General features: G+C 74.1%; 10 protein-coding genes. 4 read left to right on the top strand and 6 right to left on the bottom strand.

Annotated elements, in window-relative coordinates; all coding sequences use genetic code 11:
• The first annotated feature begins 41 nt into the window (after window positions 1–41).
• The 3 genes from ACGFIG_RS11185 to ACGFIG_RS11175 are packed head-to-tail and all read left to right on the top strand — an operon-like array spanning window position 42 to window position 3,822.
• Window positions 42–2,468 carry a nitrate- and nitrite sensing domain-containing protein gene (locus ACGFIG_RS11185; RefSeq protein WP_393001613.1) on the top strand — a complete coding sequence of 809 codons (2,427 nt, stop codon included), beginning with the start codon at window positions 42–44 and terminating at the stop codon, window positions 2,466–2,468.
• Window positions 2,465–2,857 (top strand): roadblock/LC7 domain-containing protein, encoded by a 393-nt coding sequence (locus ACGFIG_RS11180; RefSeq protein ID WP_393001611.1) that lies wholly within the window; start codon window positions 2,465–2,467, stop codon window positions 2,855–2,857. The genes ACGFIG_RS11185 and ACGFIG_RS11180 overlap by 4 nt, the downstream gene beginning before the upstream one ends.
• On the top strand, window positions 2,854–3,822 hold the full coding sequence (locus ACGFIG_RS11175; RefSeq protein ID WP_393001609.1) for a TAXI family TRAP transporter solute-binding subunit: 969 nt from the start codon (window positions 2,854–2,856) through the stop codon (window positions 3,820–3,822). The genes ACGFIG_RS11180 and ACGFIG_RS11175 overlap by 4 nt, the downstream gene beginning before the upstream one ends.
• Window positions 3,823–3,831: 9 nt before the next feature.
• Here ACGFIG_RS11175 and ACGFIG_RS11170 read toward each other — a convergent pair whose 3' ends face one another.
• From ACGFIG_RS11170 to ACGFIG_RS11150, 5 genes are all read right to left on the bottom strand, one after another.
• Window positions 3,832–4,368, bottom strand: a complete 537-nt coding sequence (locus ACGFIG_RS11170) for a hypothetical protein (RefSeq protein ID WP_393001607.1) — start codon at window positions 4,366–4,368, stop codon at window positions 3,832–3,834.
• Window positions 4,369–6,261: a DNA primase gene (dnaG, locus tag ACGFIG_RS11165; RefSeq protein ID WP_393002875.1), complete on the bottom strand. Its 1,893-nt coding sequence runs from the start codon at window positions 6,259–6,261 to the stop codon at window positions 4,369–4,371.
• A 97-nt stretch (window positions 6,262–6,358) separates the two neighbouring features.
• The gene (locus ACGFIG_RS11160; RefSeq protein ID WP_393001605.1) at window positions 6,359–7,195 is read right to left on the bottom strand and encodes a siderophore-interacting protein; all 837 of its coding nucleotides are present in this window, start codon (window positions 7,193–7,195) and stop codon (window positions 6,359–6,361) included.
• A 10-nt stretch (window positions 7,196–7,205) separates the two neighbouring features.
• Entirely contained in the window at window positions 7,206–8,492 is a 1,287-nt protein-coding gene (locus tag ACGFIG_RS11155) for a deoxyguanosinetriphosphate triphosphohydrolase (RefSeq protein WP_393001603.1), read from the bottom strand.
• On the bottom strand, window positions 8,489–8,842 hold the full coding sequence (locus ACGFIG_RS11150; RefSeq protein WP_393001601.1) for a VOC family protein: 354 nt from the start codon (window positions 8,840–8,842) through the stop codon (window positions 8,489–8,491). The genes ACGFIG_RS11155 and ACGFIG_RS11150 overlap by 4 nt, the downstream gene beginning before the upstream one ends.
• A 194-nt stretch (window positions 8,843–9,036) precedes the next feature.
• Between ACGFIG_RS11150 and ACGFIG_RS11145 the strand changes: the two genes are divergently transcribed.
• Window positions 9,037–9,522, top strand: coding sequence for a roadblock/LC7 domain-containing protein (locus tag ACGFIG_RS11145; protein WP_393001599.1), 486 nt, complete (start codon window positions 9,037–9,039; stop codon window positions 9,520–9,522).
• Between the two features lie 117 nt (window positions 9,523–9,639).
• Here the strand turns inward: ACGFIG_RS11145 and ppdK are convergent, their stop codons facing one another.
• Entirely contained in the window at window positions 9,640–12,375 is a 2,736-nt protein-coding gene (gene ppdK / locus ACGFIG_RS11140; protein WP_393001597.1) for a pyruvate, phosphate dikinase, read from the bottom strand.
• Window positions 12,376–12,584: the final 209 nt, after the last annotated feature.

Raw genomic sequence — 12,584 nt, 5'->3', positions numbered from 1 at the left:
CCGGACCCGGCACCCTCCGACCAGACCCCCGGAGGGCCCGAGTGTCGCTCCCCACCCCCGGCCGCGTGCGTCGGCACCACCGGCCCACCGACCACACCGACCGCCTGTGGTCGGTACGCACCCAACTGCTCGCGCCCATCCTGGTGGCCACGGTGGGCCTGGTGGTGCTGGGGGCCACCCAGACGGCCACCGCTCTGGACGCCTCCGACGACGCGGACCGCGCCCGGGTGCTGGCCGGCACCGCGACGGCCACCGTGCGCCTCGTGCACGAACTGGAACGGGAGCTCGGCGAGACGGCGGCCCTGCGCCAGCGCGGCGGCAGCAGCGGCCGGCCCCTCGTCGACGCCCAGCGACGGCGGGTCGACGCGGCCGTCGAGCGCTACCGCGGATCGAGCGCGGACGCCCGCCGCGCCGCCCCCGACCTGCGCCAGGTGCTCGACGGCGCCGACGCGCAGCTCGGCCAGCTCGACCCGGCGCGTGACTCCGCGCTGGACGGCACCACCGCCGACCCCACCTACCTCTCGCTGGTCGAGTCGCTGCTGGCCGTGGCCGACGCGCTGCCGGCCCAGCTGCGCGACCGGGAGCTGGCCAACGGGGCCCGCGAGGTGGCCGCCGTCGCCGCCCAGGAGCACCTCGCCGCCGTGGAGCGCGACCTGCTGCGTACCGTCTTCGTGCGGGGCACCCTCGTGGGCGGGGAACTGGTCCGCCTCGGCCAGCTGCGGGGTGCGCAGGAACAGCGTCAGGCCGAGTTCTCCCGGATCGCCGGCCGGCCGGCGGCGGACGCGTACACTCGGCTCGTCGCCGGCACCGATGTCTCCACGGCCCGCCGGATGCGCGACAGCGCGCTCAACGTGGAGACCGAGCCGGCGGGGCTGAAGACCGACGGCGACGCCTGGTACGTGGCCCAGAGCGGGGCCATCCGGCGGTACAACCTGCTCGGCCGGGAACTCTCCGAGGAACTCGACCGCAAGGCCGCCGGGCTGGCCCGCGACGCCCAGCGGCGGGCCCTGGCCACCGGCGGCGCGACCACCGCCGTCGCGCTGGCGTCGCTGACCGCCGCCGTGCTGCTGGCGGTCCGCACCAGCCGCCGGCTGCGCCGCCTGCGCGTCGCGGCGCTCACCATGGCGCACCGCGAACTGCCGGAACGGATCACCGCCATCGCGGCCGGCGACGGCGCGCCGACCGACGGCGCCGCCAGCCGGCTGACCGCCGGCATCGGGCAGGGCCGCGACGAGATCGCCCAGGTCGCCCAGGCCTTCGACACGGTCAACCGGGCCGCCCTGCGCCTGGCCGGTGAGCAGGCCGAGGTACGGATGGACGTGACCCGGATGGCCGAGGCGCTGGCCCGGCGCATCCGTACCCTGATCACCCGGCAGCTGCGGCTGCTCGACGAGTTCGAACGCGAGGAGACCGACCCCGACGCGCTGGCCCGGCTCTTCGCGCTGGACCACCTCGCCGCGCGCATGCGGCGCAACGGCGAGAACCTCCTGGTCCTCGCCGGTGGGGAGCCCGGCCGTACGCACGACGGCGCGCACCTGCTCGCCGACGTGGTCCGGGCGGCGGCCTCGGAGATCGAGGACTACCCGCGCGTGGACGTCGACGTGCCGACCGCCGCCGTGCACGGCGCCGTGGTGGGCAACCTGGTCCACCTCCTCGCCGAGCTGCTGGAGAACGCCACCGTCTACTCCCCGCCGCACGCCCGGGTGCACGTCGACGGCCGCCGTACGATCGACGGCCTCACGCTGCGCGTACACGACCAGGGCATCGGCATCAGCGCCAGCCGGCTCGCCGCGATCAACGAGCGGCTGCTGTCGCCCGCGATGCTCTCCAGCGCCTCGGCCGGCAGCATGGGCCTGCACGTGGTGGCCCACCTGGCGGCCCGGCACGGCGTACGGGTGCAGCTGCACAGCAGCGGCGCGGGCACCGTCGCGCAGGTGGAGATCCCGGAGTCGGCGCTGACCCGCGTCGAGGCGGTCGCCCCCCGCTCCGCCCCGGAGGCGCGTACGCCGGTCGCCCTGGAGGTACGCGCGCAGGCCGCGCCCGTGCGGGAGGCGCGCCCGCCGATGCCTGTCCTGCGTACGCACACGCCGATGGTCCCCGCCCAGAGCAGCTGGTTCCGGCCCCGGTCCGCCACCGGTGGTCCCGCCGCCGTGCCCGACCTGGCCAGCGTCCACCACGCGCCGACGGTCACGCTCCCGGTGCTCGGTACGCGCCCCGGCAGCCCCGGCGGCGGTGCCGCGCCGCACCCGCTGCCCGCGTCGGGGGCGCCCGTGCTCACCGGGGCCGGGCTGCCGCGCCGCACCCGGGGCGGGCAGTTGCCGGCCGCGCTGCACGAGGCACCGCCGGCGCGTCCGGCGGGTGACCTGCTCGACCCCGAGGTCGTACGGACCCGGCTGTCCTCCCTCGCGGAGGGAGTGGCTGCCGCCATGCGACGTTCCCAGACGACACCCCCCAGGAGAATCCCATGACACCACCCGTGAGCGCCGGCCTGGACTGGCTTCTGGCCAACTTCGCCGAACAGGTGCCGGACGTGTCGCACGCCCTCGCGGTCTCCGGCGACGGGCTGCGGCTGGCGACCTCGCCCCATCTCGCACCCGACCAGGCGGACCAGCTCTCCGCCGTGATCAGCGGTCTGGCCAGCCTGACCGTCGGTGCCGCCCGGCTGATGTCGGCCGGTCGGGTCCGCCAGCAGATCGTCGACATGGACGGCGGGGTGATGCTGGTGATGGCGGTCGGCGAGCGCGCGCTCGTCGGGGTGCTCGCCGCGCCCGGCTGCGACCTCGGCCAGATCGGCTACGAGACCGCGATGCTGGTCCAGCGGGTGGCGGAGGCCCTGGAGCCGGCGGTCCGGGCGTGACCGGTCGGCCCGCCCGGTTGCTGGCCGCCCTGCTGGCGACCGTGCTCGCGGCCGGCTGCGGTGCGGCCGAGCCCGGACCGCAACCCTGGCACGGCGGCCGGATCTTCCTCGCCACCGGCAACACCACCGGCGTCTACTACCAGCTCGGCGGCGGCTACGCGGACGTGATCACCCGCCACCTGCCGGGCTACGAGGCGCGGGCCGAGCCGACCGGCGCGTCGGTGGAGAACATCAACCGGCTGGCCAGCGGCGACATGGAGATCGCCTTCAGCCTCGCCGACACGGCGGCGGACGCCGTCGTCGGGCGCGGGGCCTTCGCGGGCCAGCCGCAGCCGGTCCGGGCGCTGGCCCGGGTGTACAGCAACTACACCCACGTGATCGTGCGCGCCGACGCGAAGATCACCAAGCTGTCGGAGCTGCGTGGGAAGCGGGTCTCGACCGGCTCGCCGAAGTCCGGCACGGACATCATCGCCGGGCGGCTGCTGACCGCCGCCGGGCTCGACCCGGACCGCGACGTCCGCCGGGCCACGCTGTCGCTGCCGGAGACGGTGAAGCGGATGCGGGCCGGCACGCTCGACGCGATGTTCTTCTCCGGCGGCCTGCCCACGCCGGGCATCGCCGACCTGATCTCCAGCGCCCCGGGCACGTACGCGCTGCTGCCGATCGCCGACCTGATGGAGCCGCTCGCCACCCGCTACGGGTCGGTCTACACCACGGCCGAGCTGCCGAAGGACGTCTACAAGACGAAGCTCGACACGCCGACGGTCACGGTGGCCAACGTCATCCTGGTCAACACCGACATGCCCGACCAGTTGGCGTACGACCTGACCCGGCTGCTCTTCGAATACCAGGCCGACCTGGTCACGGTGCACCCGGAGGCCGGCAACTACACCCAGCAGAGCGCCTCGGGCACCGACCCGATCCCGCTGCACCCCGGTGCCGCCCGGTTCTACCAGCGCCGCTGACCGCAGCGCTCAGATGTCCGCCGGGGCGGTGGCGGCGCGGGCCTCGGCCACGAGTCGGTCCGTCTCGGCGAACACCGCGGGGTCGTCCGTCGGGGTGCCGGGGTCGAGGCGGACCGTCCACGTGAGGCCGTCCACTCCCGGCACCCGGCGCGCCGCGACCCGGCCGGCGCCGCCGGGCACCGGGTGGTGCTGGGTGTAGGCCACCGACCGGGTGACCCGCTGCCGTACCTGGTGCGGCAGTTCCCCCGGATCGAGCAGCAGGTAGCGCTCAGCGGGGCGGTCGGCCACCACCAGGTAACCGTCGCGCTCGGCGGTCGACTCGGCCGGCGTCACCGTGAGTTCCCGGCCGGACCAGACCGCCTTGAGGATGTCGTGCCAGCCGAGCCGCTCGGTCCGGCCGGGCAGCCAGAGGCCGAGGTTGCTGGCCACCACCACCCCGGCGCCCCGGCCGTCGCCGACGGCGGCCCAGGCGAGCACCCGCTCGTCGGGGGCCAGCGGCGGCCGGTCGGCCGGGGGCAGCTTCGGCTTGCGGCGGAACAGTCCCATCTACAGTCCTCCCGCGGCCTGCTCGCGCAACGCCCGGGCGTGCTGCTCCAGCGAGAGCAGCTCGCCGAAGGCGGCAAAGTATTCGTCCTTGTTGTTCACCGGGTTGATCCGCTGGATGCGGGACTTCAGGTCCTTGATCCGGCCGGTCACCGAGCCCCACTGCACCCGCGCCATGGTGATCGAGACGTAACGCGGGTCGGGTTCGCCGTCGATGCGCAGCGGCTCCACGGCCAGTTCGCCGACGAGCGCCCGGGCGGCCAGGTCCTCGCAGGCGTCGCGGACCGACTCGATCCAGACCGCGCCGCCGGTCGCCGTGGCGGCCCCGCCGACGGCCGCGACGGCAGCCCGTACCGCGACGTGCACGGGGTGCCGGTACTCCGACGCCTCGACCGCGTCGAACATCGGCCCGGCCAGCACCGGCTCCTGGAGGGCGAGCTTCAGCGCCTCCCGCTCGACCATCGACTGCGGGTTGTCGACGACCGGTTCCGCCGGGGCGGGGCGGGGCGCCGGTGAGGCCTCCCTGCCGGGCGCGGTCGAGGCGGCGGCCAGCACGGCCCGCTGCACCGGCTCGATCTCCATGCCGAGGTCGCCGGCGAGCTTGCGCACGTACTCCGGACGCTTCTCCCGGTCCTTGAGCTTGGCGACCAGCGGCGCGGCCCGGCGCATCGCCTCCACCCGGCCGTCGACGGTGTCGAGGTCGAAGCGGTTGATGACGTGCCGGAGCGCGAAGTCGACAAGCGGCTCGCGGCGGGCGACCAGGTCGCGGACCGCCAGGTCGCCCTTCGCCAGGCGCAGGTCGCACGGGTCCATGTTGTCGGGGCTGACGGCGATGAACGTACGCCCGACGAAGCGCTGGTCGTCCTCGAAGGCGCGCAGGGCGGCCTTCTGGCCGGCGGCGTCCCCGTCGAAGGTGAAGATGATCTCGCCGGCCACGTCGTCGGTGTCCATCAACAGCCGGCGCAGCACCCCGATGTGGTCCGCGCCGAACGCCGTGCCGCAGGTCGCCACGGCGGTCGGGACGCCGGCCAGGTGGCAGGCCATCACGTCGGTGTAGCCCTCGACCACGACCACCTTGCCCTGCTTGGCGATCTCCCGCTTGGCCTGGTCGATGCCGTAGAGGACGTGCGACTTCTTGTAGATGGGGGTCTCGGGGGTGTTCAGGTACTTCGGGCCGTCGTCGTCGTCGAAGAGCTTGCGCGCGCCGAAGCCGATGACGTCGCCGGCCAGGTCGCGGATGGGCCACATCAGGCGGCGGCGGAACCGGTCGATCAGCGTGCCGGACCGCGACGGTCGGGACAGCCCGCCGGTGACCAGCTCGTCGTGGGTGAAGCCCTGCTGCCGCAGGTGCTTGGTGAGCAGGTCCCAGGCGTCCGGGGCGAAGCCGCAGCCGTAGCGCTCGGCGGCGGCCCGGTCGAAGCCGCGCCGGGCCAGGAACTCCCGGGCCGGGCGCGCACCGGCGGTGGTGAGCTGGGCGCGGTAGAACTCGACGGCGGCGGCGTGCGCGGCGACGAGACGCTGCCGCTGCCCCTGCTGGGGACGCGGGCGCGGCGCGGCGGAGTCGTTCTCGACGTAGCGCAGCTGGATGCCGGCGCGGTCGGCGAGCCGCTCGACCGACTCGACGAAGCTCAGGTGCTCGGCGTCCATCAGGAACTTGATCGCGTCGCCGCCGGCGCCGCAGCCGAAGCAGTACCAGACGTTGCGGGCCGGCGAGACGTTGAACGACGGGCTCTTCTCGTCGTGGAACGGGCACAGGCCCTTGAGGTTGCCGCTGCCGGCCGACTTCAGCGTCACCGTCTCGGAGATGACGTCGGCGATCGAGCTGCGTTCCCGGACCAGCGCGATGTCCTCGTCCCGGATCCGCCCAGCCATGTCCGCCACCCCCTCGGCGTACATCCTGCCCTGCCGCACCGACGCCGCGCCGCCGGGGGACACCGCGCGTGACGACCACCGCCACCACCTCGGCGGTGCTGCCCCCTGGACGGCGGACCGGTCAGGCCGGGACGGCGGCGGACTCCTCGGCCTCCACCTGCCGGTTCCAGTCGGACTTGCTGGCGCGCCAGCCCTCGTCGTCCAGGCCCCGGCGCCAGTAGCCGGAGATGGAGAGCCGCGCGGGGGAGACGCCGCGCTCGACGCGGAGCAGGCGGCGCAGCTCCTTGACGAAGGTGGCCTCGCCGTGCACGAAGGCGTGCACGTCACCGGGCGGGAACTCCAGGGCGCGCACGGCCGCGACCAGGGCCTCCCCGACCGGGCGGTCGCCCCGGTGCAGCCAGGTCAGGCGTACCGCGCCCGGGCTGGCCAGCGGCTGCTCGTCGGCCCGGTCGGCGACCTCGACGAAGACGGCGGCCGGGGCACCGGCGGGCAGCCGCTCCAGGGCGGCGGCGATCGCCGGCAGCGCGCTCTCGTCGCCCACCAGCAGGTGCCAGTCGGCGTCCGGGCTGGGGGCGTACGCCCCGCCGGGCCCGACGAAGTGCACCGGGTCACCGGGGCGCAGCGCCGCGGCCCACGGCCCGCCCAGGCCCACGTCGCCGTGGTGCACGATGTCGACGGTCAGCTCGCCGGCCGACGCGTCCCAGGCCCGCACCGTGTACGCGCGCAGCCGGGGCCACTGCTCCCGGGGCAGGTCACGACGGATGGCCGCGAGGTCCATCGGGCCCGGGTAGTCGACCCCCGGCACCGGGAAGACGATCTTGATGTAGTGGTCGGTGAACTCGCCCACGGGCAGGCCGGCCAGCTCCTCACCCCCGAGCACCAGCCGGATCAGGTGGGGGGTGGGCCGCTCGGTACGCAGTACCCGGGCGGACGTGACCATCTTGGGGCGCTCCGTCATGCGGGTTAGGCTAACCTAAGTGACCCGGGTTGCCCATCCCCGTCTCCCGCGCCCCGCGCACCAGCCGCCCGTGCCAGGCGACGGCCGCCGGGTCGGTCAGCGAGGCGACCTGGTCGATCACCACCCGGAGCCGGGCCGCGTCGTCCGGCGCGGCCGACCAGAGCGGGGCGAAGATCGGGTCCAGCCCGTCCGGCGCCCGGTCGGTCAGGGCGTGCACCAGCTCCGCCAGGATCTCCCGCTGCCGCCGGTAGCGGTCCCCGGCCCCGGGGCGGCGCATCACGTACCGCAGGGCGATGCCCTTGAGCAGCGCGCAGCGCGCCCGGGTACGCCGGGGCACCACCAGGTCGGCGGCGTAGCGGCGGTGCGGGCCCGGACCGTGGCGCTCCTGCGTGGCGGCCACCACGGTCGAGACGAAGCGGCCGGTCAGCACGCTGGTGGTCGCCTTCAGCGCCGCCTGCGCGCGGTGGCTGCCGTCGTACCCGGCCAGCGGGGCGAGCACCGGGTCGTCGAGCAGCTCCACCAGCACGTCGCCGAGGTCGGCCGGGGACTCGCCGGAGTAGGTGGCGGCGACGTCGGCGCAGAGCGCGGCCCGCTCGTCGGGGTCGTCCAGCAGCGGGCGCAGCGTCACGTACCCGCCGTGGATGCCGTCCTCGACGTCGTGCACCGAGTACGCGACGTCGTCGGCCCAGTCCATGACCTGCGCCTCCAGGCAGCGCCGGTCGTCACCCGGGCCGCCGGCGCGCAGCCACGCGAAGACCGGCAGGTCGTCGGCGTACGCCCCGAACTTCCGCACACCCGGCCGCCGGGGCCACGGGTACTTGCTGACCGCGTCGAGTGCGGCGCGGGTCAGGTTGAGGCCGACGGACGTCCCGTCCGGGGCGACCACCTTGGCCTCCAGCCGGGTCAGCACCCGCAGCGTCTGCGCGTTGCCCTCGAAGCCGCCGCAGTCGGCCGCGAGGTCGTCGAGCGCGGCCTCGCCGTTGTGCCCGAACGGCGGGTGGCCGAGGTCGTGGGCGAGCCCGGCGGTGTCGACCAGGTCCGGGTCGCAGCCCAGCCGGGCGCCCATCTCCCGGGCGATCTGCGCGACCTCCAGCGAGTGGGTCAGCCGGGTACGCAGGAAGTCGTCCGTGCCGGCCGTGTGCACCTGGGTCTTCGCGGCGAGCCGCCGGAACGCCGCCGAGTGCAGCACCCGGGCGCGGTCCCGCTCGTACGCCGACCGCCCGTGGCCGGTGTCCTTCGGCGGCTCCCCGACCCGGCGCGCGACGTCCGGATCACGCGGTCCGGGGCGGACGCTCAATCCTCACGCTGCCGCAGTACGCAGAACTCGTTGCCCTCCGGGTCGGCCAGCACGGTCCACCCGGGGTCACCCTGCCCGACGTCGACGTGCCGGGCCCCCATGTCGACCAGCCGCTCGACCTCGGCCTCCTGGTCGTCGGGGCGCAGGTCGATGTGCAGCCGGTTCTTGACCGTCTTGTCGTCGGCGACCGGCACGAAGACGATGCCCGGCAGGCGGTCGGCGGACCGGCGGATCTCCACCTCGTCCGATTGCTCGTCAACCACCTGGTAGCCCAGCGCCTCGGCCCACCAGCGGGCGAGCCGGGCGGGGTCCCGGGCGTCGACGGTCAGGCTCTCCCAGGCGCTGCTCATGCCGATCAGGTTACGCCCGCGCGCCGCGGACGGCTCGCCGCCGGCTCGCGGAACGGCGGCCTCGCAACCCCCGAACAGTCGAGAGTTGTCGACCGATCGCCGACGGTTACGGGATCGCGATTCGGCATGGCCGCCGGTAGCGTTCCCAGCGCGGTACGTGACCAGACTGAGGGCCCGACGGTGGGGAGTGACCCGTGAACGCGGACACGATGATGGGAACGGAACTGTCGGAGCTGCGCCTGCGGCGTCCCGAGGTGGCGGGCACGGTGCTGGCCGGCACGGACGGGCTGCTGATCTCCAGCGACCTGCCGACGACGGACGCCACCCACCTGGCGGCCCTCGCGGCGGCCAGCTTCGGGCTCGGTCACCGGGTGGCCGACACGGTACGGCACGGCGAGTTCCGGGAATCGGTGGTCCGCACCTCGACCGGCGCCGTCGTCACCTACCCCGCCGGGCGCAACGCCCTGCTGACGCTGGTCGCCGACGCCAGCGCCGACCTGGAGGAGCTGCACGCCGACGCGCGGGCGGTGGCCCGGCGTACCGGCTCGGTGCTCGACACCAGCCGCCGGGTCGGTGCGTCGCCGGTGCCGGAGGCACACGCCGCGCTCGTGGCGCGCACCTCGGGTGGCAGGCTCCCCCGGCGTATCACCTCCCACACCTGGCGACGCCCGCCGATCTGAGCGGTCCGTCGAGTCGGTCGCGCCGGCCGGTGCCACCGACCACGACCCTCGCCTCGGCGTACGACAGCGGCGGCGGACCCGCTCCCCCGGGTCCGCCGCCTGCTTGTCGCCGCCGCGTCAGCGGCTGTCGGAGCCGTCGGTCTCGACCGCCGCGCGGCCGGCCTCCAACCGGGCGACGGGCACCCGGAAGGGCGAGCAGGACACGTAGTCCAGGCCGACCTCGTGGAAGAAGTGCACCGAGTCCGGGTCGCCCCCGTGCTCGCCGCAGACGCCGAGCTTCAGCTCCGGCCGGGCCGCCCGGCCCTCCTCCGCGGCGATGCGCACCAGCCGGCCCACGCCGTCGCGGTCGATCGACTCGAACGGCGAGATGCCGAAGATGCCCAGTTCCAGGTACCGCCAGAAGAACGCGCCCTCGACGTCGTCGCGGGAGAAGCCCCAGCCCATCTGGGTCAGGTCGTTGGTGCCGAAGGAGAAGAACTGTGCCGCCTCGGCGATCTGGCCGGCGGTCAGCGCCGCCCGGGGCACCTCGATCATCGTGCCGATCAGCACCTCGACGCCGCTGTCCCCGACCACCTCGGAAATGATCTTCTCGGCCTCGGCGCGTACCGTCTCCAGCTCCTGCACCGCGCCGACCAGGGGGACCATGATCTCCGGCCGGGCCACCGCGCCGGCACGGGTGACGGTGACAGCGGCCTCCGCGATGGCCCGGACCTGCATGGCGAACAGGCCGGGGATGACGAGGCCGAGGCGGACGCCGCGCAGGCCCAGCATCGGGTTCTCCTCGTGCATCCGCCGGACGGCGGCGAGCAGCGCCTCCTCCTTGGCGACGTCCTCACCGCGTTCCTGGGCGACCGCCACGTTGACCGCGAGCTGCTCCAGCGGGGGCAGGAACTCGTGCAGCGGCGGGTCGATCAGCCGGACGGTGACGGGCATCCCGTCCATCTCCCGGAAGATCTCCTCGAAGTCGGCGCGCTGCAACGGAAGCAGGGCGGCCAGCGCGGCCTCCCGCTCGGCGTTGTCGCGGGCCAGGATCAGCCGCTCGACCAGTTCACGCCGGTCGCCGAGGAACATGTGCTCGGTGCGGCAGAGCCCGATGCCCTCCGCGCCGAAGCGCCGGGCCCGGGCGGCGTCCGCGCCGGTGTCGGCGTTCGTGCGTACGGCCAGCCGCCGCCGCTCGTCGGCGTGCGACATGATCCGGTGTACGGCCCGGACCAGCGCGTCGTCGGTCTGCTCCGGGTCGAGGCTGCCCTCGAAGTACTGCACCACCTCCGACGGCATGACCGGCACCTCGCCGAGGTAGACCTTGCCGGTGGTGCCGTCGATCGAGACGACGTCACCCTCGTTGACGGTCTGCCCGTCGACGACGAACCGGCGCTGCGGGACGTTGACGTCGATCTCGTCGGCGCCGGAGACGCAGGTCTTGCCCATGCCCCGCGCCACCACGGCGGCGTGGCTGGTCTTGCCGCCGCGCGAGGTCAGGATGCCCTGGGCGGCGATCATGCCGTTGAGGTCGTCGGGGTTGGTCTCGCGCCGGACCAGGATCACCGGCTCACCCTCGGCCGCCAGTTCGACCGCGCGGGCGGAGGTGAAGACGACCTTGCCCGACGCGGCGCCCGGCGAGGCCCCGATGCCCTTCGCCACCGGCTCGAACTCGTGGTCGAGCCGGAACCGGGGGAACATCAGCTGGGCGAGCTGCGCGCCGTTGACCCGGTGCAGCGCCTCGTCGAGGTCGATCAGGCCCTCGTCCACGAGCTGCCCGGCGATGACGAACGCCGCCGCGGCGGTGCGCTTGCCGACGCGCGTCTGGAGCATCCAGAGCTTGCCGCGTTCGATGGTGAACTCGATGTCGCAGAGGTCCCGGTAGTGGCCCTCCAGCCGGGCCATGATGCCGAGCAGCTCGTCGTAGGACTTCTTGTCCAGCCGCTCCAGCTCCTGCAACGGCACGGTGTTGCGGATGCCCGCGACGACGTCCTCGCCCTGGGCGTTGGCCAGGTAGTCGCCGTAGATGCCCTGGGCGCCGCTGGCGGGGTCGCGGGTGAACGCGACGCCGGTGCCGGAGTCCGGGCCGAGGTTGCCGAAGACCATCGCCACCACGTTGACCGCGGTGCCCAGGTCGGCCGGGATCCGCTCCTGGCGGCGGTAGAGCACCGCGCGCTCGGCGTTCCACGACTCGAAGACCGCGCGGATGGCCAGGTCGAGCTGCTCGCGGGGCTCCTGCGGGAACTCCCGGCCGGTGTGCTTGAAGAAGATCTTCTTGTACGCGTCGACCAGCCCGCGCAGGTCGTCGGCGTCGAGGTCCAGGTCGTTCTTCGTGCCCTTGGCCCGCTTGGCGTCGTCGAGCGCGTGCTCGAACTCCTCGCCCGGCACCTCGCACACCGTCTTGCCGAACATCTGGATCAGGCGGCGGTAGGAGTCCCAGGCGAACCGGTCCGCGCCACCGGGGGTGACCTGCTCGCCCGAGCCGCCGGCCTGCCGGGCCAACCCCTGCACGCTGCGGTCGTTGAGCCCGACGTTGAGGACGGTCTCCATCATGCCGGGCATGGAGAACTTGGCGCCGGAGCGGACGGAGACCAGCAGCGGGTCCTCCGGGTCACCGAGGCGCTTGCCCATCGCCTGCTCCAGCGCGGCGAGGTGCGCGGCGATCTGGTCGGCCAGGCCCGCCGGCTCCTGCCCGGTGGCGAGGTACGCCTTGCAGGCCTCGGTGGTGATCGTGAAACCCGGTGGGACCGGCAGGCCGAGATTGGTCATCTCGGCCAGGTTGGCCCCCTTGCCGCCGAGCAGGTCCTTGAGGTCCTTGTTGCCCTCGGCGAAGGCGTAGACGTACTTGTCTTCCACCGTCTCTTGCTTTGCCACCAGAGCCCTCCCACGCGCGCCGGTCCGACACTTAACGAAGGTTCAGTTGCTCCCATTACCCCGGGATGGACCACCGGCAATCCCGGCGCAAGCCGGCCGGTGGGCGAAGGCTAAGCGAAGTTCGCGTAAGCCGGGACCGTTCGGTGACAATCGGCACAGCCACCACGACTTTCCGCGTTCGTACCCGTTTTTGGGAACGCTTCCACGCG

The sequence above is a fragment of the Micromonospora sp. NPDC049048 genome (assembly GCF_043197615.1).
Taxonomy (GTDB): domain Bacteria; phylum Actinomycetota; class Actinomycetes; order Mycobacteriales; family Micromonosporaceae; genus Micromonospora.
Note: the sequence above shows the minus strand (reverse complement) of the source record. Positions and strands in the feature narration are given on the sequence as shown.